At 73.6% G+C, this 22,949-nt stretch carries 28 protein-coding genes and 5 pseudogenes; 12 read left to right on the top strand and 21 right to left on the bottom strand.

Features of this window, described 5'->3' with window-relative positions:
• Positions 1–27 precede the first annotated feature (27 nt).
• On the bottom strand, positions 28–192 hold the full coding sequence (locus U6N30_RS20905) for a hypothetical protein (RefSeq protein WP_324278596.1): 165 nt from the start codon (positions 190–192) through the stop codon (positions 28–30).
• On the opposite strand from U6N30_RS20905, the pseudogene U6N30_RS34355 reads away from it, so the two are divergent.
• Both U6N30_RS34355 and U6N30_RS20920 read left to right on the top strand, forming a co-directional pair.
• A pseudogene (locus tag U6N30_RS34355) lies at positions 145–2,006 on the top strand (Lhr family ATP-dependent helicase). The gene U6N30_RS20905 and the pseudogene U6N30_RS34355 overlap by 48 nt on opposite strands.
• 113 nt (positions 2,007–2,119) lie before the next feature.
• Complete coding sequence (locus U6N30_RS20920) at positions 2,120–2,332, top strand: hypothetical protein (RefSeq protein ID WP_324273813.1); 213 nt, start codon at positions 2,120–2,122, stop codon at positions 2,330–2,332.
• A gap of 21 nt (positions 2,333–2,353) precedes the next feature.
• Here U6N30_RS20920 and U6N30_RS20925 read toward each other — a convergent pair whose 3' ends face one another.
• The gene (locus U6N30_RS20925; protein ID WP_324273814.1) at positions 2,354–2,545 is read right to left on the bottom strand and encodes a putative antibiotic biosynthesis monooxygenase; all 192 of its coding nucleotides are present in this window, start codon (positions 2,543–2,545) and stop codon (positions 2,354–2,356) included.
• Positions 2,546–2,547: 2 nt separating this feature from the next.
• Positions 2,548–2,940 (bottom strand): antibiotic biosynthesis monooxygenase family protein, encoded by a 393-nt coding sequence (locus U6N30_RS20930; RefSeq protein ID WP_324273815.1) that lies wholly within the window; start codon positions 2,938–2,940, stop codon positions 2,548–2,550.
• Positions 2,941–3,131: 191 nt separating this feature from the next.
• Between U6N30_RS20930 and U6N30_RS20935 the strand changes: the two genes are divergently transcribed.
• Positions 3,132–3,890: a DNA-formamidopyrimidine glycosylase family protein gene (locus tag U6N30_RS20935; protein ID WP_324273816.1), complete on the top strand. Its 759-nt coding sequence runs from the start codon at positions 3,132–3,134 to the stop codon at positions 3,888–3,890.
• Positions 3,891–3,893: 3 nt separating this feature from the next.
• Here the strand turns inward: U6N30_RS20935 and U6N30_RS20940 are convergent, their stop codons facing one another.
• Both U6N30_RS20940 and U6N30_RS20945 read right to left on the bottom strand, forming a co-directional pair.
• Positions 3,894–4,340: a cupin domain-containing protein gene (locus U6N30_RS20940; protein ID WP_324273817.1), complete on the bottom strand. Its 447-nt coding sequence runs from the start codon at positions 4,338–4,340 to the stop codon at positions 3,894–3,896.
• Positions 4,337–5,302 carry a PspA/IM30 family protein gene (locus tag U6N30_RS20945; RefSeq protein ID WP_324273818.1) on the bottom strand — a complete coding sequence of 322 codons (966 nt, stop codon included), beginning with the start codon at positions 5,300–5,302 and terminating at the stop codon, positions 4,337–4,339. The genes U6N30_RS20940 and U6N30_RS20945 overlap by 4 nt, the downstream gene beginning before the upstream one ends.
• A 133-nt stretch (positions 5,303–5,435) precedes the next feature.
• Between U6N30_RS20945 and U6N30_RS20950 the strand changes: the two genes are divergently transcribed.
• The 3 genes from U6N30_RS20950 to U6N30_RS20960 all read left to right on the top strand — a co-directional run bounded on the left by U6N30_RS20950 (position 5,436) and on the right by U6N30_RS20960 (position 6,949).
• A complete protein-coding gene (locus tag U6N30_RS20950) occupies positions 5,436–6,380 on the top strand; it encodes a PfkB family carbohydrate kinase (protein WP_324273819.1) in 945 nt (314 codons plus the stop codon).
• Between the two features lie 64 nt (positions 6,381–6,444).
• On the top strand, positions 6,445–6,666 hold the full coding sequence (locus tag U6N30_RS20955; RefSeq protein WP_324273820.1) for a hypothetical protein: 222 nt from the start codon (positions 6,445–6,447) through the stop codon (positions 6,664–6,666).
• A gap of 121 nt (positions 6,667–6,787) precedes the next feature.
• Complete coding sequence (locus U6N30_RS20960; protein WP_324273821.1) at positions 6,788–6,949, top strand: hypothetical protein; 162 nt, start codon at positions 6,788–6,790, stop codon at positions 6,947–6,949.
• Here U6N30_RS20960 and U6N30_RS20965 read toward each other — a convergent pair.
• Entirely contained in the window at positions 6,936–7,424 is a 489-nt protein-coding gene (locus U6N30_RS20965; protein WP_324273822.1) for a TetR/AcrR family transcriptional regulator, read from the bottom strand. The genes U6N30_RS20960 and U6N30_RS20965 overlap by 14 nt on opposite strands.
• A 142-nt stretch (positions 7,425–7,566) precedes the next feature.
• Positions 7,567–7,974 (bottom strand): helix-turn-helix domain-containing protein, encoded by a 408-nt coding sequence (locus U6N30_RS20970; protein WP_324273823.1) that lies wholly within the window; start codon positions 7,972–7,974, stop codon positions 7,567–7,569.
• Between the two features lie 423 nt (positions 7,975–8,397).
• On the opposite strand from U6N30_RS20970, the gene U6N30_RS20975 reads away from it, so the two are divergent.
• On the top strand, positions 8,398–9,036 hold the full coding sequence (locus U6N30_RS20975; RefSeq protein WP_324273824.1) for an AfsR/SARP family transcriptional regulator: 639 nt from the start codon (positions 8,398–8,400) through the stop codon (positions 9,034–9,036).
• 52 nt (positions 9,037–9,088) lie between these two features.
• Here U6N30_RS20975 and pgsA read toward each other — a convergent pair whose 3' ends face one another.
• The 6 genes from pgsA to U6N30_RS21005 form a co-directional block, all read right to left on the bottom strand.
• On the bottom strand, positions 9,089–9,760 hold the full coding sequence (gene pgsA, locus U6N30_RS20980; protein ID WP_324273825.1) for a CDP-diacylglycerol--glycerol-3-phosphate 3-phosphatidyltransferase: 672 nt from the start codon (positions 9,758–9,760) through the stop codon (positions 9,089–9,091).
• Between the two features lie 5 nt (positions 9,761–9,765).
• Positions 9,766–10,173, bottom strand: coding sequence for a hypothetical protein (locus U6N30_RS20985; protein ID WP_324273826.1), 408 nt, complete (start codon positions 10,171–10,173; stop codon positions 9,766–9,768).
• Positions 10,107–10,790 (bottom strand): radical SAM protein, encoded by a 684-nt coding sequence (locus tag U6N30_RS20990; RefSeq protein ID WP_324273827.1) that lies wholly within the window; start codon positions 10,788–10,790, stop codon positions 10,107–10,109. Before U6N30_RS20990 ends, U6N30_RS20985 begins: the two co-directional genes overlap by 67 nt.
• Positions 10,688–11,233, bottom strand: coding sequence for a hypothetical protein (locus tag U6N30_RS20995; protein ID WP_324273828.1), 546 nt, complete (start codon positions 11,231–11,233; stop codon positions 10,688–10,690). Before U6N30_RS20995 ends, U6N30_RS20990 begins: the two co-directional genes overlap by 103 nt.
• Before the next feature lie 131 nt (positions 11,234–11,364).
• Positions 11,365–12,816: a DNA translocase FtsK gene (locus U6N30_RS21000; RefSeq protein WP_324273829.1), complete on the bottom strand. Its 1,452-nt coding sequence runs from the start codon at positions 12,814–12,816 to the stop codon at positions 11,365–11,367.
• 400 nt (positions 12,817–13,216) lie between these two features.
• Positions 13,217–13,921, bottom strand: a complete 705-nt coding sequence (locus U6N30_RS21005; RefSeq protein WP_324273830.1) for a hypothetical protein — start codon at positions 13,919–13,921, stop codon at positions 13,217–13,219.
• A 628-nt stretch (positions 13,922–14,549) separates the two neighbouring features.
• Between U6N30_RS21005 and U6N30_RS21010 the strand changes: the two genes are divergently transcribed.
• The 5 genes and pseudogenes from U6N30_RS21010 (at position 14,550) to U6N30_RS21030 (ending at position 17,210) form a co-directional block, all read left to right on the top strand.
• Positions 14,550–15,230 carry a TolB-like translocation protein gene (locus U6N30_RS21010; RefSeq protein WP_324273831.1) on the top strand — a complete coding sequence of 227 codons (681 nt, stop codon included), beginning with the start codon at positions 14,550–14,552 and terminating at the stop codon, positions 15,228–15,230.
• A pseudogene (locus tag U6N30_RS21015) lies at positions 15,191–15,942 on the top strand (S9 family peptidase). Before U6N30_RS21010 ends, U6N30_RS21015 begins: the two are co-directional and overlap by 40 nt.
• A 155-nt stretch (positions 15,943–16,097) precedes the next feature.
• Positions 16,098–16,193 (top strand): annotated as a pseudogene (locus tag U6N30_RS21020) (sigma factor); the annotation flags it as partial.
• A 68-nt stretch (positions 16,194–16,261) separates the two neighbouring features.
• On the top strand, positions 16,262–16,534 hold the full coding sequence (locus tag U6N30_RS21025) for a sigma factor-like helix-turn-helix DNA-binding protein (RefSeq protein WP_324273832.1): 273 nt from the start codon (positions 16,262–16,264) through the stop codon (positions 16,532–16,534).
• Between the two features lie 316 nt (positions 16,535–16,850).
• A complete protein-coding gene (locus U6N30_RS21030; protein ID WP_324278598.1) occupies positions 16,851–17,210 on the top strand; it encodes a hypothetical protein in 360 nt (119 codons plus the stop codon).
• Between the two features lie 88 nt (positions 17,211–17,298).
• Here the strand turns inward: U6N30_RS21030 and U6N30_RS21035 are convergent, their stop codons facing one another.
• From U6N30_RS21035 to U6N30_RS21070, 8 genes and pseudogenes are all read right to left on the bottom strand, one after another.
• On the bottom strand, positions 17,299–18,423 hold the full coding sequence (locus U6N30_RS21035) for a right-handed parallel beta-helix repeat-containing protein (RefSeq protein WP_422677965.1): 1,125 nt from the start codon (positions 18,421–18,423) through the stop codon (positions 17,299–17,301).
• Positions 18,414–18,602: pseudogene (locus U6N30_RS34360) on the bottom strand (hypothetical protein); the annotation flags it as partial. The pseudogene U6N30_RS34360 and the gene U6N30_RS21035, both read right to left, overlap by 10 nt.
• A 301-nt stretch (positions 18,603–18,903) precedes the next feature.
• On the bottom strand, positions 18,904–20,112 hold the full coding sequence (locus U6N30_RS21045) for a ribonuclease J (RefSeq protein WP_324273835.1): 1,209 nt from the start codon (positions 20,110–20,112) through the stop codon (positions 18,904–18,906).
• Positions 20,113–20,177: 65 nt separating this feature from the next.
• Complete coding sequence (locus tag U6N30_RS21050) at positions 20,178–20,603, bottom strand: MBL fold metallo-hydrolase (protein WP_324273836.1); 426 nt, start codon at positions 20,601–20,603, stop codon at positions 20,178–20,180.
• Positions 20,600–21,495, bottom strand: a pseudogene (gene dapA, locus U6N30_RS21055) (4-hydroxy-tetrahydrodipicolinate synthase). The gene U6N30_RS21050 and the pseudogene dapA overlap by 4 nt, the downstream one beginning before the upstream one ends.
• A 9-nt stretch (positions 21,496–21,504) precedes the next feature.
• A complete protein-coding gene (locus U6N30_RS21060) occupies positions 21,505–21,732 on the bottom strand; it encodes a dihydrofolate reductase (RefSeq protein ID WP_324273837.1) in 228 nt (75 codons plus the stop codon).
• Positions 21,729–22,016 (bottom strand): dihydrofolate reductase, encoded by a 288-nt coding sequence (locus tag U6N30_RS21065; protein WP_324273838.1) that lies wholly within the window; start codon positions 22,014–22,016, stop codon positions 21,729–21,731. Before U6N30_RS21065 ends, U6N30_RS21060 begins: the two co-directional genes overlap by 4 nt.
• Complete coding sequence (locus U6N30_RS21070) at positions 22,013–22,822, bottom strand: thymidylate synthase (RefSeq protein ID WP_324273839.1); 810 nt, start codon at positions 22,820–22,822, stop codon at positions 22,013–22,015. Before U6N30_RS21070 ends, U6N30_RS21065 begins: the two co-directional genes overlap by 4 nt.
• Between the last annotated feature and the right edge of the window lie 127 nt (positions 22,823–22,949).

Below are 22,949 nucleotides of genomic sequence, written 5' to 3' on the forward strand. Positions count from 1 at the left end.
GCTGTTCGGGTACGTCGGCCAGTTCCTCTACGAGGGGACGCGCCGCTCGCCGAGCGCCGGGCGCAGGCGCTCGCCCTCGACACCGGTCTGCTCGCCGAGCTGCTCGGGCGCACCGAGCTGCGCGAACTGCTCGACGGCGATGCGATGGCCGAGATCGAGGCAGAGCTCCAGCGCCTGCCCGCGCAGCGCCACCCCCGTGACGTCGACGGCGCGTCAGACCTGCTGCGCGGGATCGGTGACCTCACCGCAGCGGAGGCGGCCGCGCGCGGTGTGCCCCCGGAGTGGCTGGACGAGCTCGTCGCCACCCGCCGCGCCCTGCAGGTCCGGATCGCCGGCGAGGAGCGCCACGTCGCCATCGAGGACGCCGGACGGCTGCGCGATGCCCTGGGCACCGCACTGCCGGTCGGCGTCCCCGAGGTGTTCACCGAGCCCGTGGCCGATCCGCTCGGCGACCTCATCGGCCGCTTCGCCCGCACCCACGGTCCCTTCCAGCCGGCCGAGGCGGCGGCCCGGCTGGGGCTCGGCGTCGCCGTGGTCACCGCCACCCTGCACCGGCTGACCAGCACCGGCCGGCTGGTCAGCGGGGAGTTCCGGCCCGGCGGCAGCGGTCAGGAATGGTGCGACGCGGAGGTCCTGCGGTCGATCCGCCGCCGCAGCCTCGCCAAGCTGCGGCAGGAGGTGGAGCCGGTCCCCACCGCGACGCTGGCCCGCTTCACCCCGTCCTGGCAGGGTGTCGGCGGGCGGCTGCGCGGGGCCGACGGCGTGCTCGCGGTCGTCGAACAGCTCGCCGGCGCGCTCGTGCCGGCCAGCGCGCTGGAGTCCCTGGTGCTGCCGTCGCGCGTCCGGGACTACTCCCCCGCCATGCTCGACGAGCTCACCAGCGCCGGTGAGGTCCTGTGGGCCGGTGCGGGCGGGCTGCCCGGCGGCGACGGCTGGGTGAGCCTGGTGCCGGCCGACCTCGCTCCCCTCCTGCTACCGGAACCGCTGGACGTGCCCGACGAGGGTGGCCCGGTCCTGGAGCAGCTTGCCGGCGGCCAAGCCCTGTTCTTCCGCGGTCTGTCCGACCTGGTGGGGGCCACCGACGACACCGCCATGGCCGACCTCGTCTGGGACCTCGTGTGGGCGGGCATCCTCACCAACGACACGCTGGCGCCCCTGCGCACCCGCCTCGGCGGTAGCGGCACCCATCGCAGCCGACCGCAGGCGCCCCGCGCCCGGATCGACCGCGGCAGACACGGGCGGGCGCGCCTCGGGCGCCCGGCCATGCCGACCCGCACCGGGCCGCCCACCGTCGCCGGGCGCTGGTCGCGGCTGCCCGACCGCGAGGCCAACGGCACCCGCCGCACGACGGCGCGGGCCGAGGCGCTGCTCGAGCGGCACGGCGTGCTCACCCGCGGCGCGGTCATGGCCGAACAGGTGACGGGGGCTTCTCGGCGGTCTACCCGGTGCTGCGGGCGTTCGAGGAGAACGGCCGGGCCCGCCGCGGTTACTTCGTCGAGACCCTCGGCGCAGCCCAGTTCGGCACGCCGGGTTCGATCGACCGGCTGCGCACCTTCGCATCGCCGGACCGGGTGCCGGCCGGGGCCGTCGTCCTCGCCGCCACCGACCCGGCGAACGTCTACGGTGCCGCCCTGCCGTGGCCGGACCGGCCGACAGCCGGTGAGCCGGAGGTGGTCGACGTCGGGGAGGGCACGGGAGCCGGGCGCAGGACCGCGACCGGGCACCGCGCGGGCCGCAAGGCCGGCGCGCTCGTGGTGCTCGTCGACGGCGAGCTCGTGCTCTACGTCGAGCGCGGCGGGAAGACGCTGCTGTCGTGGACCGAGGAGGAGCAGGTGCTCAAGGAGGCGGCGACCGTCCTCTCCGGAGCGGTGTCGGCGGGGGCCCTGGGCCGCATGGTGGTGCAGAAGGCCGACGGCGCGTCCGTGCACGAGTCCACGCCGCTCTCCGCGGCTCTCCAGGCCGCCGGATTCGCCGCTACGCCGCGCGGACTGCGCCTGCGCTCCTGAGCGCGGTACCGCCTCACCACGACCGGAGTGCGGGCATCCGACGAGCCTCCGTCACAACGTGACGGTCCCGTGGCGATACGCCCGGACGGGTGAACCGATCACCGTCCAGGGGCATGGTGGAGGACACGAGCGCACCAAGGAGGCACACCCTCATGCGCACACTGCTCTTCGTCCTGCTGGCCGTCGGCGTCGCACTCGTCACTATCGGGGCGGCCGTACCGGAACTCTTCGTCCTGTCGCTGCTCGGCATGCTGGTCATCGCCGGCACGGCCAGCGTGGCGCTGGCCTCCGCACATCACCGTGGGCCACCGCACGCCTACTACTGACGTACGCCGCCCGCGGGGCCCTCAGTCGTCGGCGGGCCGCAGCCATCGGGCGAGCGCCCGCGTCAGCGCCGGCATCACGACGTGCCCGAGCAGCACCACGACCAGCGACGCCGACAGCAGCGACCGCGCCGCCACCGGCCAGCCCGCCAGATGCGGCGCGACCAGCAGCTGGAACAACGAGGTGACGGCGAAGACCGCGGCGATGGTGAGCACGGTCAGCCGCCAGCGCGGGCCCGGCGTCGCCGGCCGGGTGAAGAAACTGTCCAACCCCGTGACCCGGGCGTAGCGCTCGTCCTCCACGATCCCCGCAGGCGGCTCAGGAACTCCCGGCGCTCGGCCGAGCCTTCCCAGGCGGCCAGCGACTCATCATCGGCGAACCGGTAGACCAGGTGGTACTCGGAGCTGTCGGGACCCGGGCGCAGCAGGGTCGCGCCCAGGTTGCCCGGGAAGGCGGCGGCGATCCGCAGGGCGGCGGTCGCCTCCCGCTCGAAGGCCTCGCGCTGGTCCGGGCGGACCACGCGGGCCACCGTGACAGTGACCGGCTCGGCATTCGGCGCCGAGGAGTCGTCGCCACCGAACCGGGCACGCAGTCGCAGGGGCACGCTCACGGGCACTGCAGCGCGTCACGCCGTGCCGGTCATCCCGGTTGTCGGTGGTCTCACACCTCGTGAGCAGGACGGACCCTGGACGGGGACACTGGGCTCGTGCCCGAGGGAGACACCGTGTGGCTCGCCGCACAGCGGATGAACACCGCGCTGGCCGGCGCCACCCTCCGCCGCGGCGAGTTCCGGCTCCCCGGTTGGCGGCCCTCGATCTGGGCGGCGCCACGGTCCGCGAGGTCGTCCCGCGCGGCAAGCACCTGCTCATCCGCCTGGCCGACGAACGCACGCTGCGCACCCACTTCCGCATGGACGGCAGCTGGCACATCTACCGCCCGGGCGCGAGGTGGCGAGGAGGTCCCGCCTACGACATCCGCGTCGTCCTCGCGACCGACGACTGGGAGTGCGTGGGCTACCGGCTGCACGACGTCGACATCGTCGCCACGGCCGACGAGGAGCAGCTGGTCGGCCACCTCGGTCCCGACGTGCTGGGGCCCGACTGGGATCTCGAGGAGGCCCTGCGCCGGTTGCGCGCCGACCCGGACGAGCAGATCGGCGTCGCCATACTCGATCAGCGGAACCTGGCCGGGATCGGCAACCTCTACAAGGTCGAGTCGCTGTTCCTCGTCGGTGTGCACCCCTGGGCGCGGGTCGCCGACGTGCCCGACCTGGCGACCCTCGTCGAGCGTGCTCGCACACTGATGCAGGCCAACCGCCACCACCCGGAGCAGAGCACCACCGGCGACACCCGCCGAGGTCGGGACCACTGGGTGGCGGGGCGGAAGGGACGGCCCTGCCTGCGGTGCCGGACGCCCATCCTGCTGGGCGAGCAGGGGCCGCCCACCCAGGAACGGGTCACCTGGTGGTGTCCGCGGTGCCAGGCGGCGGCGTCCCCGATCGACCCGCTGGCGCGCACGGGTGAGCCGGACCGACCGCCCCCGGTGACCCTCTACCGCTGAGCCTCACACCCAGAAGGTGTCGTGACGGAGGAAGAACTCCGTCCAGTCCTCCGGCGTCATCGCGTCCCGCCGCACGGCGTCGGCGAGGGTCTCGAAGTAGTCCTCACGGGGTGCCCCAGGGGTGAACAGCAGCAGCATCGACGCCGGCTCGCCCGACTCGTTGCGGAAGCCGTGGATGCCGCCTTCGGGTACGTGCAGGAAGTCACCGGGCTCCCCGTCGAGCCAGCGCGCGCCGTCGAAGAGCTTGACCGTGCCGCTGAGCACGTAGAAGGACTCGGTGAGGCCGCGGTGGAAGTGCGGACCCGGTCCGGTCGGCGTGGCGCCCATCTCCCACCGGTAGAGGCCGAACGCACCTCCGGTGGTGAGACCGGTCGCGAGGTAGTGCGCCGCGCCGCCGCCCCCGAGGGCGAGCTCGGCCGGTGTGTCCGCGCGACGCAGCGCGGCGTTCACCTCACCGGCGCCACCGGTGTAGCGGTCAGGCGGGTAGCCCGGGCCGGACATGCCGCTCCCCTCCGGCCCTCCTGCAGGGTCCCGCCGCGAGCCTGCGAGCGGTGGGGCAGGAGGGCCCTCCTACTGCTGGTCGGGGCGCTCGGCGGGCTGCGCCTCGCGCTGCTCGACCGCCGGCTGGGTCGCCGACGGCGCTCCTGCTCGATGGCCTGCGCCGGCTGCGCGCCCTCGACCGCGGGCGCACCGCCGCCCATCGAGGCCCGGATCTGGTCCAGCCGCGAGGCCCCGGCCACGTCGAGGGTGGCCTTCTCCACCTCGAGCATCCGGCCCTCGACCGAGCTCTGCGCGAGCTCCGCCTGCCCCAGCGCGTTGGCGTACCGGGCCTCGATCTTGTCGCGCACCTCCGAGAGGCTGGGGGTGTTGCCCGGCGCGGACAGCTCGTTGACCTGGCGCATGGACGAGGCGACGTGCTCCTGCATCTTCGCCTGCTCCAGCTGGGACATGAGCTTGGTGCGCTCGGCCAGCGTCGTCTGCAGCCGCATGCGGCTCTGCTCGACGGCACCACGCGCCTGCTCGGCCGCCTGCAGCGCCTCGTCGTGGCTGCGCTTGAGGTCCTCCATGGACTGCTCGGCGGCGACCAGCTGGGTGGCGAAGGCCTGTGCGGCGTTCTCGTACTCCGTCGCCTTGGCCGCGTCACCGGCCGTCCGGGTCTTGTCCGCGAGGGTCAGCGCCTGCCGGGCGGAGGCCTGGAGCTTCTCCACCTCGCCGAGCTGACGGCTCAGCCGCATCTCCAGCTGGCGCTGGTTGCCGAGGACCGCGGCGGCCTGGTTGGCCAGGGACTGGTGCCGCTGCTGCTCGGCCTCGATCGCCTGCGCGATCTGGATCTTGGGATCGGCCCGCTGGTCGATCTGCGCGTTGGCCGACGCCGTGAGGTACTTCCACAGCTTCACGAACGGATTGGGCATGGGTCCTCCTGCTCCGGCGCAGCGGCCGGCCCGGTGATGCTCCGCATCTCGACGACGTCGCCTCATCGTCCCAGGTGATGCACCGTCGGAGCCAACGCGGGCCGCGGTCCCCTCCCGCGGCTAGGGTTTCCCCGTGCCCGACTCCCCCGTGCTCGCCGTGCTGGGCGAGCTGGTGGTCGACCTCCTGCCCGTTCCCGGAGCAGGTTCCGGGGACCAGGGGACCGCACCGCAGTACGTGGCCCGCCCCGGCGGCAATGCCCTCAACGTCGCGGTCGCGGCCGGCCGGCTGGGTGCGCCGGTCCGCCTCATGGCCCGCCTGGGCGCCGGGCCGCTGGCGGTGAACCTGCGCCGGCACGCCGAGCTGGCCGGGGTCGACGTCACCGGCTTCGTCGACGCCACCGAGCCGGTGAGCCTGGCCGTCGTCGGTCTGGGCCCCGACGGTTCAGCCGACTACGGGTTCCACGTGCTCGGGGCCGCTGACTGGCAGTGGACCGACGCGGAGCTCGACCGCGTGCTCCCGCCGAGGACCGGCGTCCTGCACGTCGGCTCCATCTCCAGCTGGACGGCCCCCGGGGCCGACGCGATCGCCCGCCTCGTCACCCGGCTGCACGTCGAGGGCGGCACGCTCATCAGCGTCGACCCGAACATCCGCCCGATGCTGGCCGACGGTCCGGTCGGCAGGGTGCTCGGCAACACCGCGTCCGTCGTCCGCGCACGTCTGCACCGGCTGGTCGAGCAGGCCGACGTCGTCAAGGTCAGCGCCGAGGACCTCGCCTGGCTGGACGGGGCGGGCGAGCTCGACGCCGCCGCCACGGACTGGGCCCGTCGCGGGCCGTCGCTGGTCCTGCTCACCGACGGTGGTGGTCCGCTGCGGATCGCCCGACCGGGCCGGCCCGTGCTGCACCGCACGCCGCCCACCGTGACCGTCGTCGACACCGTGGGGCCGGCGACTCGCTCGCCGCCGGTCTGCTCACCGGGCTGCTGGACGCCGGCGTCACCACGCGTGCGCACCTGGAGGCGCTCCCCGACGACCGGCTGCTCGCACTGGTGGACGACGCCGCGCTCGTCGCCGCGCTGAACTGCACCCGGGTCGGCGCCGACCCGCCCACGCGCGCGGAGCTCGAGGCCGCGCGCCGCCGCCGATGACCGCGGAGCTGCGCCTGGTCGGTATCGAGGAGCTCGCGGCCGGCACCCTCCGGGACCGGCTGCTCGCCGACCGGACGCACTTCTGGTCCGGCTCGGGCCTCGACGACGAGGCCGTCCGGGCACTGCACGACCCGCTCTTCTTCCACCAGCTCGGGGGTTCGGCGCCGTGGCACGGACGCCGGACGGCGAGGACGCCGCCTACCTGCTGGGCCTGGTGAGCGCCGACCGGCTGGGCGTCGTGCACGCGGTCGCGGTCCGGCCGGAATGGCGCGGGCGCGGCGTCGCCGTCCGGCTGGTCGAGCGGTTCCTCGCGGTGGCGGCGTCGGTGGGGCCCACGCCGTGCAGGCGGCCGCCCCGCCCGGGGACGTCGTCGTGCGCGCCGTGGCGCGGCGGGTCGGCGCCTCCGAGGCTCCCTCGCCCGGACACGCCGGCCCGGGTGCCGACCGGGTGCTCTACACCCGTTCGCTGCCCCGACCCGAGCAGGGCCTCAGGGATCGGTGAGCAGGGCGGCCAGGCGGGCCGCGTGCCGGTGACGTGTCGTGGACCGGCCAGGCTGCAGGACGACGCCGAGCAGCCACCGGGCGGCCAGCTCGGCGCTGTCGTCGTCGACCGCCAGTGCCTGCGCCAGGCGCCCGGTCAGTTCGGCCCACCGGTCCGCGTCCACGGCGAGCAACGCCGTGAGCACCTCGGGCTCGCTGACCGCGAGGCGCCGCAGCACCGGGTGCGCACCGAGCTCGTCGGAGAGCGCGGCCAGCGCCTCGGGCAGGGGCAGTCCGGCAGCCACGGCCGTCAGCCGGTCCAGCTCCGCCGCCAGCAACGCCACCACGACCTCGTCCTTGGTCCGGAAGTGGTTGTAGAGGGTCGCCTTCGCGACCCCCGCCGCGGCCGCGATCGACTGCATCGTGCTGCGGCGGGGCCCGTGCTCGGCGAACGCCCGGGCCGCACCGGCGAGCAGGCCGAGCCGGGTCCGCCCCATCGCGTTCCCGCTCCGCGTGTGCGCTCCCGGGAGGTGGACGGGACCCTGACGGGCTGCGGACGGACCGGCCAGGAACGGGGGCATGGGTCCTGTCTCGCATCCGGCCTGCGGGTCCGTCAAGGCCGACGGCGTGTCGGCCCCGTCAGGCGGCGAGCGTGACCGCCTCGCCACGACGCAGGGACGAGCGGGACGGAGCGCCGACGAGGGCGAGCGCCGGCTCGGCGACCGGCGCGGCGACCGCAGGCTGCTCGGCGGCCGGCTGCTCCTGGGCGGCCGGCACGTCGGCGGAGGGCGCCAGCGGGCGGACGGCGGCACCGCCGGCGACCCGGAGCTCGAGGCTGACCTCGGCCAGCAGGTCCGCCAGCTCGACGTCGAGGGCGTCGCAGATGGACGCCAGCAGCTCCGACGACGCTTCCTTCTGGCCCCGCTCCACCTCCGACAGGTAGCCGAGGCTGACCCGGGCGGCTCCGGACACGTCGCGCAGCGTGCGGCGCTGACGCAGCCGGTGGCCACGCAGCGTGTTCCCGAGCTGGGTGCGCAGCAGCGTCATGGCCGTCTCCTGTCCTGCGAGCGGGGCAATAGCACTCTTTGGGGCGGCACGTCGGCGGGCGCCGTGCGCTCACGGTACGCGGCGCACGCCACCGGAGCCGGGCCGACCGGCGCACGTCCGCTGATGGCGTAACACCCGGGCAGCGAACCGGCTTCCCGGCCGGACGGTCGCGCAGCTGTACCTACCGGGCGCCGCCCCGCCTCCCTAGAGTGCGCATCGGGCTGCCACCGGAGCCTGAGCGCCCACCCGGAAGGCGCCGGACATGGACCACCACACCGAACCCTCGATCCCGCTGGTGCGGCTGATCGGCGGGCTGGCGGTGCACTACGACGGACGGCGCACCCCGCTCCCGGCAGGCAGCCACCGCCTGCTCGCCTACCTGGCGCTGCATCCCGCGGGGTCGACCGCCGCAGCGCGGCCGGCGTGCTGTGGCCCACCGTCGAGGACGGCCGGGCCGCCGGGAACCTGCGCTCGGCACTGTGGCGCCTGCAGCAGGTCGGCTGTCCCCTGGTGCGCGCGGACCATGCCACGCTCGGCCTCCGGGAGCACGTCGAGACCGACCTCGCGCACTTCGAGGCCTGGGCCGGCCGGGTCCTCTCCGGGCACGCCACGCCCGCCGACCTCGCCGTCGACCCCGGGCCGATCGCCGACCAGGAGCTGCTCCCGGGCTGGTACGACGACTGGGTGCTGACCGTGCGCGAGCGCGTGCACCTGCGCCGGGTGCACGCGCTGGAGGAGCTCAGCCTCCTGCTGCGGCGGTCCGGCCGTCACTTCGCCGCGGTCGAGGCGGTGCAGCTCGCCGTGCAGGCCGAGCCGCTGCGCGAGAGCGGTCAGCGGGCGCTGATCGAGGCCCATCAGGCGGCCGGCAACTGGGCGGTGGCACGGCAGCAGTTCGACGCCTTCCGCCGGATCCTGCGCCGTGAGGTCGGCGTCGAGCCGAGCCCCGAGCTGACCGCCGTCGCGACCGCGTCCCGGCGTCGTCTGCCGGTCCCCATGCCCCTGCGGCCCCGTCCCGGCCGGCTCCGCCCAGAGGCCCATCGCGAGCTCGCCAGCGGTGGCTGAACCGCCCCTGGCCCCACCACCCGCAGGCTCGCGGCGGCACCCGTCAGGTGGTTCAGGCGGCGGTGTCGGTCCGGGCCCCGCTGGCCCCGCTGGGGCCGGCTGCCCGCCGGGCGGCAGCCGCCCGCATCGCGCGAGCGGAGGTCTGGCGCAGGGTCAGCGCGCGGTACACGTAGTCCAGCCCGGTCAGCAGGGTGAGCAGCACCGCCGCGGCCATCACCCACCAGCGCCCGGAAGCGAGCAGCCCGGTCAGCGGCAGGATGTAGAGGCCGATCGCCAGCGACTGGACGACGGTCTTCAGCTTGCCGCCCCGACTGGCCGCGATCACGCCGTGCCGGATCACCCAGAAGCGCAGGAGGGTGACCCCCACCTCGCGGACCAGGATCACCGCCGTCACCCACCACGGCAGCAGCTCGAGCACCGACAGCCCGATCAGCGCCGTTCCGGTCAGTGCCTTGTCGGCGATGGGATCGGCGAGCTTGCCGAACTCGGTGACCTGACCGGTGCGGCGGGCGATCATCCCGTCGTAGCGGTCGGTGATGATCGCGAGCGCGAAGACCAGCGTCGCCCAGTACCGGTCGGCGTCGGCGACCCCGCCGTGCTGGAGCAGGAGGACGGCGAGCAGCGGCACCACGGCCAGCCGGAGCACCGTGAGCGCGTTCGGCAGGTTCACCAGCTTGACCGACGAGGGCGGGGTGGCGGCGGGGTCCGGGGCGACGTCGGTCACGGAGGTCACCGCCCGGCCGGGCCGGTCGACAACGCGGGGGCCAGGGCCCGGGCGACGAGGTCGATGCCCTCCGTGCCCACCACCTCGGCGGCCAGGAGCTGCCCGGCGACCGCGTCGGCGGGCACGCCGGCCACGGTCGTCGTGCCGTCGGCGTCGGGGTCCTGGTGGGCGGCGTGGCCGGACCACACACCGGGCCCCTCCTCCGCGGAGAGATCCTCGGTCAGCAGCACCTCGACCCGTTCCCCGATCCGGTCCTCGGCGCGCTGGGCGGTCAGCTCCTCGACGAGGTCGGTGATCCGCCGGACGCGCGCGTCGATCTCGGCCTGGTCGAGCTTGCCGTCCAGCGTCATCGCCTCGGTGCCCTCCTCGTCGGAGTAGCCGAAGACGCCGACCGCATCGAGGCGACCTTCCACGAGGAAGCGCTCCAGCTCGGCGACGTCCGCCTCCGTCTCGCCGGGAAGCCGAGGATGACGTTCGTGCGGAAGCCCGCCGTCGGAGCGAGGTCGCGCGCCCGCGCGATCAGGCCCAGGAAGTCGTCGGTCCCGCCGAAGCGACGCATCCGTCGCAGCAGGGTCGGCGAGGAGTGCTGGAAGGAGAGGTCGAAGTACGGAGCCACCCGGTCGGTCCCCGCGATGATCTCGAGCAGCCCGGGGCGCAGCTCGGCCGGCTGCAGGTAGGCCACCCGCACCCGCGCAATGCCCTCGACGGCAGCCAGCCGCGGCAGCAGCTTCTCCAGCGAACGCAGGTCACCGAGGTCCTTGCCGTAGGACGTCGAGTTCTCGCTGACCAGCACCAGCTCGCTGACACCCTGTGACGCCAGCCATTCCGCCTCGCCCAGCACCTCGGCCGGAGGCCGGGAGACGAACGCGCCGCGGAAGGTCGGGATGGCGCAGAAGGCGCAGCGGCGGTCACAGCCGGACGCCAGCTTCAGGGCGGCGGTGGGACCCGAGGCCAGCCGCTTGCGGCGCAGCCAGTCGTGGCCGGGGATGGACGGCGCGTCCGCCGCCGCCGTCGCGGCGGTTCGCTGCACGGGGCTGATCGGCAGCAGCGTGCGACGGTCGCGGGGGTGTGCGGAACGAGCGGGCGGCCCTCGAGGACGTCGTCGAGCCGGTCCCCGATGGCCCCGTAGTCGTCGAAGCCCAGGACGGTCGCCTCGGGCAGCGCGCCCGCCAGCTCGGACCCGTACCGCTCGGCCATGCAGCCGACCGCGACGACGGAGGCGCCGGAGTCGGTGGCCGCCAGGATCGCGTCGACGGAGTCCTTCTTCGCCGTCTCGATGAACCCGCAGGTGTTCACGAGGACCGCATCGGCACCGTCGGCGTCGTCGACCAGTTCGTAGCCCTCGGCGGCCAGCCGCCCGGCGAGCTCCTCGGAGTCGACCTCGTTGCGCGCGCAGCCGAGCGTCACCACCGCCACCGTCCGCCCGCGGGGATCGGACCCTGAGGCGTGGGCAGGGCGGGGCAGAGCTGTCACCGGGCCATCGTAGTCGGCCCTACGGTCCCTGCCCGCCGGAAAGCCGTGGCGGCTGTCTCAGGAGTCGCCGCCGCCACCCCGGGAGGTGAGCCGGGCGACGTCCTCGCCCCTCTGCGCGGCCGTCGGCGTGCTCAGCCGCCGCCGCCGCGAAGGGTGAACAGCACCGACTCCAGCTCGTCGGGCTTGATGAGGACGTCGCGGGCCTTCGATCCCTCGGAGGGCCCGACGATGCCGCGGCTCTCCATGAGGTCCATGAGCCGACCGGCCTTGGCGAAGCCGACGCGGAGCTTGCGCTGCAGCATCGACGTCGAGCCGAACTGGCTGGTGACGATGAGCTCGACGGCCTGCACGAGCAGGTCGAGGTCACCGCCGATGTCCTCGTCGATCTCCTTCTTCTCGCCGCCCGCGCCACCGGCGGTGAAGACCTCTTCCCGGTACTCCGGCTCGGCCTGCCGCTTGGTGAACTCGACGACCGCCTCGATCTCGGCGTCGGTGACGAAGGCGCCCTGCACGCGCATCGGCTTGCCGGCACCGATGGGCATGAAGAGCGCGTCACCCATGCCGATGAGCTTCTCCGCGCCCGGCTGGTCGAGGATGACCCGGCTGTCGGTGAGGCTGGAGGTGGAGAACGCCAGCCGCGAGGGCACGTTGGCCTTGATCAGACCGGTGACGACGTCGACCGACGGACGCTGGGTCGCCAGGATCAGGTGGATGCCCGCCGCACGTGCCTTCTGCGTGATGCGGACGATGTGCTCCTCGACGTCGCGGGGAGCCACCATCATCAGGTCGGCGAGCTCGTCGACGATCGCGAGGATGTACGGGTAGGGGCGGTAGACCCGCTCGCTGCCGGGCGGGGCGGTGATCTCGCCCTTCTCGACCTTGCGGTTGAAGTCGTCGATGTGGCGGACGCCGGTGGACTTCATGTCCTGGTAGCGCTGCTCCATCTCCTCGACCAGCCAGGCCAGCGCGGTGGCCGCCTTCTTCGGGTCGGTGATGATCGGCGTGATCAGGTGCGGGATGCCGTCGTAGGGCGTCAGCTCGACCATCTTCGGGTCGACCAGGATCATCCGCAGCTGGTCCGGGGTCGCCCGCAGCAGCAGCGAGGTCAGGATCGAGTTGACGCAGCTGGACTTACCGGCACCGGTGGCGCCGGCGACCAGCAGGTGCGGCATCTTCGCGAGGTTGGCGCAGACGAACCCGCCCTCGATGTCCTTGCCCAGGCCGACCAGCATCGGGTGCGGGTCCTGCTTGGCCGCCCCGGACCGCAGGACGTCGCCCAGGCTGACCTTCTCGCGGTCGGTGTTGGGCACCTCGATGCCGACGGCGGACTTGCCCGGGATCGGCGCGAGGATGCGGATGTTGTCGTTGGCCACCGCGTAGGCCATGTTCTTGGTGAGCTGGGTGATCTTCTCGACCTTGACGCCCTGCCCGAGCTCGACCTCGTAACGGGTGACCGTCGGACCGCGGGTGAACCCGGTGACGGCGGCGTCGATGTTGAACTGGTCGAGGACCCCGCTGATCGCCTCGATGGCGACGTCGTTGGCCTTCGACCGCGCCCGCGGCGGGTCTCCCGGTCGCAGCATGGACAGCGCCGGCAGGACGTAGTTGCCCTCGACCGGCTGGATGGACAGCTGCTGCGGCTCGGTGATGGGCGGCAGGTCGTCGGCCGGCAGCGTCCGGTCGATGACCGGGGGCGCGGCGGGGCGGGGCGCAGCTCCGTGTGCTCGGGCTCGGTGGTCAGGGTGGCCTCGGCCGCGGCCTCGAAGGCGGCGTGGTCGATCGGCCCGGTGGTGAGCAGGTCCTCCGAGAGCGACTTGCGCCGGGACCGCCGGCTCTGCGGCTCCTCGGGCTCCTCCTCGTACTCCTCGTCGTCGTACTCGTCGTAGTCCTCGCCACGGCCGAGCAGCCAGTCGCCGAGGTCGCCGAGACGCTGGGGGATCTGGTGGACCGGAGTGGCGGTGATGACCAGCAGGCCGAAGAAGGTCACGAGCACCAGCAGGACGATGGCCACCGCCATGCCGACGCCGGCCTCCAGCGGGACACCCACGCCCCAGCCGACCAGGCCACCGGAGCCGGGCACCTTCGCCGCGGGATCGGCGGGGTGCCGACCACCTGGGCGATCCCGAGCACCGCCGCGATCGTGCACAGCCATCCGATCGCCAGCCTGCCGCGCGCCTCGGGCCGCGGACCACGGCGCAGCAGACGGATCGCCGCGAAGAACAGGACGACCGGCAGGACCATGACCAGCGAGCCGACGACCCAGCGAACACCCGCGGTCAGCGCCTCGCCGACCGGGCCGATCCCGTTGCTCCAGGCAGCGGCGCCCAGCACGATCGCCAGACCGAGGACGGCGAGACCCACGCCGTCCCTGCGGTGCTCCGGGGCGAGCGGCTCGGCCTCCTCCGGCTTCGCGACCGACCGGGCGAGCCCTCCCGCGCCACGGGCGAGCAGGTTCCAGCCGCCGGCGACGACCCCCAGAGGCCGGGTGAGCTCTTCTTCTTCGCGGCGGGACGGCGGCTCGCGGTGGAGCCGCGCTTGGCGGGCGGCCGCTTCTTGCTCGCAGCCGTCGAACCGGAACCAGCGCGGGATCTCGGGAGGTCCCCGCCGGTCGACGCGTCGACGTGGTGCGGGCAGGCATGCGTCGGACGGTAATCGCCTTTCGGGCTCGCATGGGGCAGGTCGGAGCACGTGTCCCTTCCCCGGCCTCGGGGCCCTAACGTCACACGCATGGTCTCCGCGCCCCTCCCCACGGCTCCTGGCCGACCCCCGTCACCTCGCAACTCGTCGTCCGGGCGGCCGCGCGGCCCGGTGAGGTGGTCGTGGACGGCCTCGGTGATGACGCGGACGTCTGGTGGTCGGAGTCACGGCCGGCCGAGGGAGGCCGGGAGGTGATCGTCCGGCGCGCGGCGGACGGCACGGTCGCCGACGTCCTCCCCCACCCTGGAACGCCCGCACCCGGGTGCACGAGTACGGCGGCGCCGCGTGGACGGTGTCGGCCGGCACGCTGTGGTTCACGGAGTTCACCGACCAGCGGCTGTACCGGCTCGACGCCGGCAGCGACGCTCCGGTCGCCGTCACGCCGGAGCCCCCGTCCCGGCCGGCGTCCGCCACGCCGACCTGCGGGTCCGGGAGGGGTCGCCGTCGCGGTCCGCGAGACGCACCCCGCCTCCGGCGGAGCGGCCGAGGTGGTGAACGAGCTCGTCCGGGTGGGGCCCGACGGCGCCGAGGTGCTGGTCTCCGGGCCGGACTTCGTCTCCGACCCCCGCCTCTCCCCGAAGGGAACGCGCTCGCCTGGCTGCAGTGGGACCACCCGCACATGCCCTGGGACGCCGCACGGCTCGTCGTCCGCGGCGCCGACGGTCGGGAGCACGCGATCGCCGGCGGCCCCGGTGAGTCCGTCGTGCAGCCGACCTGGGCACCCGACGGGACCCTCTGGTTCCTCTGCGACCGCACCGACGTCTGGTCGCTGTACCGCAAGCGACCGCACGGCGAGGTGGAACTCGCCGTCGACGTCGGCAGCGACATCGGTGGACCGCAGTGGCGGTTCGGGCAGAGCCGCTACGCGCTGCTGTCCGACGGGCGGATCGTCTTGGCGTACGGCCGTGCGGGGGCCGACCGGCTCGCCGTCCTCGAGGGCGGGGCTCTGCGCGAGCTGGACCTGCCGTGGGGCACGTACCGCTACGTCACCGCGCAGGGGACGGCGGTGGTGTGCGTCGCCGGCAGCCCGTCCAGCGAGCCGGTGGTGCTTCGGGTCGACGTCGACAGCGGGGAGCAGGAGCTGCTGCGCCCGGCGCGCGACCTCGGGCTGGAGCCCGCCTGGTTCTCCTCCCCGAGCACATCACGTTCCCCACCGAGGACGCCGGCACCGGGATCGGCGAGGCGCACGCGCTGGTCTACCCGCCGACCAATCTCGATGCGAGCGCCCCGGACGGCGACCTGCCCCCGCTGCTCGTGGTGGTGCACGGTGGGCCGACCGCGGCCGCCGTCCCGGTCCTGAACCTGGACATCCAGTACTGGACCTCGCGCGGCTTCTGCGTCGCCGACGTCGACTACCGCGGCTCCGTGGGCTACGGCCGCCGGTACCGCGACGCGCTGCAGGGCCGCTGGGGTGTGGTGGACCTGGACGACGTCGTCGCCTGCGCGCGCTTCCTCGCCGACAGCGGACGCGTCGACCCGGCACGGATGGCGATCCGCGGGGGCTCGGCAGGCGGCTACACCACCCTCGCGGCGCTGTCCATGCGCCCGGGGGTCTTCACCGCCGGCGCCAGCCACTACGGCGTCGCCGATCTGGGCGCCCTCGCCGCGGAGACCCACAAGTTCGAGTCCCGCTACCTCGACGGGCTCGTCGCACCATGGCCCTCGGGCGCTGACGTGTACGCCGAGCGCTCCCCATCAACCACGTCGATGCTCTGGACACCCCGCTGGCGGTGTTCCAGGGCGACGAGGACGCGGTCGTGCCGCCGGACCAGGCCGAGGCGATCGTCGCCGCGCTGCGGGAGAAGGGCGTGCCGCACGCCTACCTGCTGTTCGCCGGCGAGCAGCACGGCTTCCGCAAGGCGGAGAACATCCGTGCCGCCCTGGACGGCGAGCTGTCCTTCTACGCCCAGGTCTGGGGCTTCGAGCTCCCCGCCGAGGAGGGAATCGAGCCGATCGATGTCGTCCGCGCCGGACGGTCAGGGCAGGGAACCACCGGCACCTCCGCGCACTGAACGCGGCCAGGGTCTCGTCCGTACACCTGCTGAGGACCCGTCCAGGGAGGACCGCCGATGCGGCGAGGCCGCGGTGTCACACGGAGCGGCGAGCTCGACGTGGGGCGGCGTACGCCGCCCACGGACCCGAGCTGTACCGCTTCGCCCTGCGCCAACTGGGGGACGGTGGAGCGGCACAGGACGTCGTCCAGGAGGTCTTCCTCCGCGCCTGGCGCGCGGCCGACTCCTTCGACCCCCAGCTGGCCAGTCTGCGCACCTGGCTGTTCGCGATCGCCCGGAACGTCGTCGTCGACGAGGTCCGCCGGCTGGCCGTCCGCCCGTGGCAGGCTCAGCTGTCCGAGCCGCGGGCCGAGCAGCTCTCCCCGGGAACGGCATCGACGAACAGCTCGTCGACGCGTGGGTGGTCGAGGAGGCGCTGCGCCGGATCGGGGCCGACCACCGGACCGCGATCGTGCAGACCCACCTGCGCGGCCGTCCGCACGACGAGGTGGCGGCCGAGCTCGGCATCCCGGTGGGCACACTGCGCAGCCGGGTCTTCTACGGGTTGAAGTCCCTTCGCCTGGCGATGGAGGAGATGGGGGTGGAACCGTGAGCGAGCCTCCGCGGGACGACCACCGCGAACTGCGTGAGCAGGTGGGCGTCTACGCCCTGGGACACGGGACCTCGGCGGAGCAGGCCGCCGTCCGGGCCCATCTGGACGGCTGCGCCGCCTGCCGCGCGGAGCTGGCCGCGCTGGTCCCGCTGCGAGAACGCCTGTCGGGCGTGAACCCCGACCACCTGGATGACGTGCCACCCGTCCCGCCGGGCCTGGGCGACGCCGTCCTGGCCCGGATCGCGGCTCAGGAGCGGATCCGGCCGGCCCGGCCGATCCACCGCCGGAGAGCCGCTCCCTGGCCGCCACGGCCGCCGTGGGCATCGCCGCGGCTGCCTTCGGCGTGGGGTGGCTGGCGCGGCCGGTGCCCGATCCGGTGCCGCTCGAGGCGGTTCCCGTCCAGATCGCCGACGCGGACATCGCGGCGACCGCCGACCTGGTGGCCCACACCTGGGGCGTCGAGGTGAAGCTCTCCGGTGAGGGATTCACTGCCGGGGAGGTCTATCGGGTCACGGTCACCGACGGGGACGGCGACGCCGTCCCGGCCGGGGAGTTCCTGGGCGTGGGACCGGCCCAGCTGGACTGCAACCTGAACTCCTCGGTGCTCCGGGAGGATGCCGTGGGTTTCACCGTGCTCGATGCCGCTGGCGAGGTCGTGCTCGTCTCGCGGTTCTGAGCATCCTTCGGGCCCGGCCCTCCCGAGGCCGGGCCCGAAGGTCCCTGTTCAGCTCCCGCCGGTCAGGACGACGGCCGGAGCTCCCCGATCAGCTCCCCGCGGCCGGCACCGTCTGCCTGTCGATCGTGAAGCCGTCGCCGTTCCCGTCCTGGTAGACGTCCGGCCCGACCGGCGCGGAGTTGTTCCTGATGTCGGTGCGGGTCACCGTGAACGTCCCCGCCTCGGAGTTCCACAGACCGCCGCCCTCGCCGGCGGCCTGGTTGCGCGTGACCGAGCTGCGGTCCAAGCGCACGACCCCGTCGCCACCGAGGTGGACGCCACCGCCGTTGCCCGGGTTGGGCCCGGTCTCGTTCCCGGTGATGTCCGACCGGCTCACCGTCGTGTCCCCCGCGGCGGCCTCGATACCGCCACCGGCGCGCTGCGCGTCGTTGCCGCGCAGCGCGGTGCGCTCGACCACCAGGGTGCCGCCGTTGTTCAGGATCCCGCCGCCGGAGCCCGCCTCGCCGTCGGCCACGTTGTGCTCGACCTTGGAGCGTTCCACGGTCAACGAGCCGCCGTCGTTGTAGAGCCCGCCACCCCCGTTCTCCGCCTGGTCACCGCTGGCGGTGTTGCCCGAGACCGTGGTGCGGGTGACCGTCATCGTCCCAGCCGAGGAGTTCCACAGGCCGCCACCCTCGGCCGCAGCCATGTTGTGGACGACGTGCGACCGGTCGACGTGCACGGTGCCCGCCCCGGTGAGGTGCAGACCCCCGCCGTTACCGGGCCCCGCGCCGGTGGTGTTCCCCGACAACGTGGACCGGTCGACCGTCGTCCGCGATCCGGCTTCGGCCTCGATGCCGCCGCCGGCCCGCACCGCGCGGTTGTGCGTGACGGTGCTGCGGTCCACGTCGAGCTCTCCGGCGTTGAGCACGCCACCGCCGGAGGCGCCGGAGGCTGTCTCCCCTGCGCGTCGCCGCCGGTCACCGTGAGCTCGTCGAGCCGGAGCGAGGCACCGGCCAGCACGTGCAGGACCCGGTCGACGCCCTGGGCGTCGATGGTCGCGCCGTCGCCGTCGAGCGTGATGCGGGAGCCGACATCGAGGTCCCCCGTCGCGCCGCTGTCGTCGTCCCGACCGGCGATCTTCAGGTGGTAGGTGCCCCCGTCGAGGTCGATGGTGCCGCCACCGGAGGCGTTGGCGTGCTGGATCGCTGCCCGCAGCGAGCACTGCCCCCATGCGTCCGCGCACTTCCCGTCGGCCGGATCAACGTCGGCGGTGTCCTTCGTGGTCGTGACCTCGGTGCTGTTCTGGCCTACGCGGTGCTTCTGATCGTCGTGGGCCAGTGCCGGTCCGCTGGTGAGCACGCCGAGCGCCAGCGCAGTCGCGCCGGCTCCGGCCAGTGTTCTGGTGCGCATGAGTTGCCCTTTCTCGAGGGATGCCAAGGGCCCGGCCGACGAGCACCGGACGCTGGGAGATACGCAGCTCCGGGCCGGCCGTTCGACGATCGGATCGGCTTTCGCGCACGATCAGCGCCGCACCGGCCGGAACCGCGCGCGTGCTCACGGTCGCCGATCGGGGAGTCACGATGAGTCACGTGGCCCGAGGGGCGTTCGGTCCGTGGAGACGGTTGATCGACGTCCCCCGCCGAGCGGAGGACCGGCGGCAGACACCCCGAACTCCCGGGCTCCCGGACCGGCCGGAGCACGTCGGCTGCTGCTATACCTCGAGGACGGTGGGGATGATCATCGGGCGGCGGCGGTGGGTGTCCGACACCCACTTGCCGACGGTCCGCCGGACGATCTGCGACAGCCGGTGGGAGTCGACCTCGTCGTCCTGGAGTGCGCGCTTGAGGTTGTCCTCGACCATGGCGAGGACCTCGTCGAAAGCGGCCGGGTCGTCGGAGAAGCCCTTGGTGTGCAGGTGCACCGGACGCACGATCGTCCTCGTCGAGGGCTCGATGACGACGGTGAGCGCCACGAAGCCTTCGTCGCCGAGGATCCGACGCGCCTGCAGCGACTCCTCGCCGACGTCGCCGACGTTGAGCCCGTCGACGTAGACGTTCCCGATCGGCACGCTGCCGACGATCGCGGCCTTGCCGTCGACCAGGTCCACGACCACGCCGTCCTCGGCCAGGAGCACCCGGTCGGCGGACATCCCGGTCTCCTCCGCCAGTGCGGCGTGGGCGCGCAGGTGCCGCCACTCCCCGTGCACCGGCATCAGGTACCGCGGCCTGGCGACGTTGAGCAGCGTGCGCAGCTCGCCGGCCGGCGCGTGGCCGGAGACGTGCACGCGGGCGGTCTCCTTGTGCACGACGGTGGCCCCCAGGCGGGCCAGGCCGTTGATCACCTTGTAGACGGCCGTCTCGTTGCCGGGCACCAGCGACGACGCGAGGACGACGGTGTCGCCGGCCTCGATGGTCACCTGGTGGTGGTCGCCGCGGGCCATGCGGCCGAGCGCCGACAGCGGCTCGCCCTGGGAGCCGGTACTCACCAGCACCACGTGCTCGGGCGGCATCGCGGCGGCGTCGTCGAGGGACACCATCAGCCCGGGCGCCACGCGGAGGAGCCCGAGGTCGCGGGCGACGCCCATGTTGCGGACCATCGACCGGCCGACGAGCGCGACCTTCCGGCCGTGCGTCTCGGCGCAGTCGAGCACCTGCTGGATGCGGTGCACGTGGCTGGCGAAACTGGACACGATCAGCCGCTGCGACGCCCGGGCGAACACGTCGTCGAGCACCGGGCCGATGCTGCGCTCGGGAGTGACGAAGCCCGGCACCTCGGCGTTGGTGGAGTCAGACAGCAGCAGGTCGATGCCGGTGGCGCCCAGCCGCGCGAAGGCGCCCAGGTCGGTCAGGACGCCGTCCAGCGGCAGCTGGTCCATCTTGAAGTCGCCGGTGTGCACGAGGACCCCGGCCGGGGTGTGCACGGCGACGGCGAGCGCGTCGGGGATCGAGTGGTTGACCGAGATGAACTCGCAGTGGAACGGCCCGGTCAGGTGGTCCTCCCCGCCGCCACCTCGACCAGCGTCGGGTCCAGGCGGTGCTCCCGGAGCTTCGCCGCGACCAGCGCGAGGGTGAACCGCGAGCCGACCAGCGGGATGTCCTCCCGCAGCCGCAGCAGGTACGGGATGGCTCCGATGTGGTCCTCGTGCCCGTGGGTGAGGACGACGGCGGTGATGTCGTCGAGGCGGTGCTCGATGACCCCGAAGTCGGGGAGGATCAGGTCGATGCCCGGCTGCTCGGCCTCGGGGAACAGCACACCGCAGTCGATGACCAGCAGGCTGCCGTCGAACTCCAGGACGGCCATGTTGCGGCCGATCTCGCCGAGGCCGCCCAGCGCCATCACGCGCAGCCCGCCCTCGGGCAGCGGCGGCGGGGCCTTCAACTCCAGGTGCGGCTGGGTGACCTGACCGCTCACAGCTCGATGCCTCCGGCGGCGAGGTCCTCCCGCAGCTGGGTGATCTGCTCGGGGGTGGCGTCCACCAGCGGCGGACGGACGGGGCCGGCCGGGAGGCCGAGCTCCTTGAGCGCCGCCTTCACCATGATCACGCCCTGGGTGCGGAAGATCCCGGTGTAGACCGGGAGGAGGCTGTCGTTGAGCTGCCGCGCCGTGGCCAGGTCACCGTTCTCGACAGCGGCGATCAGCTCCGCCAGCCGCGGGCCGACCACGTGCCCGACCACGCTGACCACACCGACGGCGCCGAGTGCGAGCAGCGGCAGGTTGAGCATGTCCTCGCCGGAGTAGTAGGCGAGGTCGGTGCGGGCGAGCGTCCACGCAACCGCGCCCAGGTCTGCCTTCGCGTCCTTCACCGCGACGATCCGCGGGTGCTCGGCCGCGCGGACCAACGTCTCGACCTCGATCGGGATCGACGACCGGGGCGGGATGTCGTAGAGCATCACCGGCAGGTCGGTGGAGTCGGCGACCGCGGTGAAGTGCCGCAGCAGGCCTGCCTGCGGTGGGCGGTTGTAGTACGGGGTGACGACCAGGAGGCCGTGCACGCCCAGCCGGGCGGCCGACTGCGCCTTCTCGATCGAGTGCGCCGTGTCGTTGGTGCCGACGCCCGCGACCACGGTCGCCCGATCTCCCACGGCGTCCATCACGGCCTCGAGGACGGCGTGCTGCTCGCCGTCGCTGATCGTCGGCGACTCCCCGTCGTCCCGAAGACGACGAGCCCGTCGTGCGACTGCCGGTCGACCAGGTGCGCGGCCAGCTCCTGGGCACCCGAGAGGTCGATGGAACCGTCCTCGGCCAGCGGGGTCACCATCGCCGTGAGCACACGCCCGAAGGGCCGAGCGGGGTCACTGGTCATGGGGAGAATCTACCCAGCGGTACCGACGGGGTCCCGCGTGTACTCCGACACCGCGTAGCGCAGCCCGGACGACGGCGAGCAGTCCCAGCCCTCGTGCGGCGTCCGCCCGACCCGGCGCCATGCGGGGCCGATCGCGGGCGCCCAGGTGTCGCCCTCGACATCCACGTCGACGTCGGTGACCACGAGCCGGTCGGCGTGCGGCAGGAACGCGGCGTAGACCGCCCCGCCGCCGATCACCCAGAGGGGCTCGTGGTCGCCGAGCGCCTCGGCGACCGACGCGGCGCGGCGCGCCCCTCGGCCGTCCAGTCCGGATCGGAGGTGAGGACGACGTTCGTGCGACCGGGCAGCGGGCGGAACCGCTCGGGCAGCGACTCCCAGGTGCGCCGACCCATGACGACCGTCGAGCCCGTGGTGCGGGCGCGGAAGAGCTTCAGGTCCTCGGGCAGGTGCCACGGAAGACCTCCGCCGGCGCCGATGACCCCGTGGCGGGCCTGTGCCCAGATCATCGCGACGGTGCTCACACCGCCACGGCCGCCCGGATCGCCGGGTGGTGCCGGTAGTCGTTCACCGTGAAGTGCTCGTAGGTGTAGTCGAACAGCGACGGCGCCGGCGCCAGCTCCAGCGTCGGGAACGGCAGCACCTCGCGGGAGAGCTGCTCGCGGACCTGCTCGGTGTGGTTGCTGTAGACGTGGCAGTCGCCCCCGACCCAGATGAAGTCACCGGGCGCGAGGCCCACCTGGTCGGCGACCATGCGGGTCAGCAGCGCGTAGCTGGCGATGTTGAACGGCACGCCGAGGAACATGTCCGCGCTGCGCTGGTACAGCTGGCAGGAGAGCCGCCCGTCGGCGACGTGGAACTGGAAGAACGCGTGGCAGGGCGCCAGCGCCATCTCCGGCAGGGCGGCGACGTTCCAGGCCGAGACGATCATCCGGCGGGAGTCCGGGTCGGATCGCAGCGTGGAGAGGACGTTCGAGATCTGGTCGATCTGCTGCCCGTCGGGCGTCGGCCACGACCGCCACTGGACGCCGTAGACCGGTCCGAGCTCCCCCTCGGGGGACGCCCACTCGTCCCAGATGGTGACGCCGTTCTCGCGCAGCCACCCGACGTTGCTGTCGCCGCGCAGGAACCACAGCAACTCGACGGCGATCGACTTGAAGTGCACCTTCTTCGTCGTCACCAGCGGGAAGCGCTCGGACAGGTCGTACCGCAGCCGCTCCCCGAAGAGGCTCACCGTGCCGGTGCCGGTGCGGTCCTCCTTGGGGGCTCCCTGCTCCAGGATGCGGCGGAGGAGGTCCTCGTACTGGGTGTCGATCGGTGCGCCTTCCACGGGCCCGAGACTACGTGCGGCCACCGACGCGGGGAGCGCCCGGACCACACCCGCACCAGGCGCCCACCGGCTCCCGGCAGACTCCTCGCGTGGACTGGTGGCAGACCGTGCTCGCCGTCGCGGGCGG

The sequence above is a fragment of the Blastococcus brunescens genome (assembly GCF_035320885.1).
Taxonomy (GTDB): Bacteria; Actinomycetota; Actinomycetes; order Mycobacteriales; family Geodermatophilaceae; genus Blastococcus_B; species Blastococcus_B brunescens.

What these genes read in the sequence shown, in the direction of transcription:
- U6N30_RS20920 (WP_324273813.1), top strand. Translation starts at nt 2,120, where the DNA reads ATGGTGGAGGACACGAGCGCACCAAGGAGGCACACCCTCATGCGCACA.
- U6N30_RS20945 (WP_324273818.1), bottom strand. Translation starts at nt 5,302, where the DNA reads ATGCCCAATCCGTTCGTGAAGCTGTGGAAGTACCTCACGGCGTCGGCC.
- U6N30_RS20955 (WP_324273820.1), top strand. Translation starts at nt 6,445, where the DNA reads ATGACCGCGGAGCTGCGCCTGGTCGGTATCGAGGAGCTCGCGGCCGGC.
- U6N30_RS20965 (WP_324273822.1), bottom strand. Translation starts at nt 7,424, where the DNA reads ATGGGGCGGACCCGGCTCGGCCTGCTCGCCGGTGCGGCCCGGGCGTTC.
- U6N30_RS20970 (WP_324273823.1), bottom strand. Translation starts at nt 7,974, where the DNA reads ATGACGCTGCTGCGCACCCAGCTCGGGAACACGCTGCGTGGCCACCGG.
- U6N30_RS21000 (WP_324273829.1), bottom strand. Translation starts at nt 12,816, where the DNA reads ATGCTGCGACCGGGAGACCCGCCGCGGGCGCGGTCGAAGGCCAACGAC.
- U6N30_RS21010 (WP_324273831.1), top strand. Translation starts at nt 14,550, where the DNA reads ATGCCCTGGGACGCCGCACGGCTCGTCGTCCGCGGCGCCGACGGTCGG.
- U6N30_RS21035 (WP_422677965.1), bottom strand. Translation starts at nt 18,423, where the DNA reads ATGGGGGCAGTGCTCGCTGCGGGCAGCGATCCAGCACGCCAACGCCTC.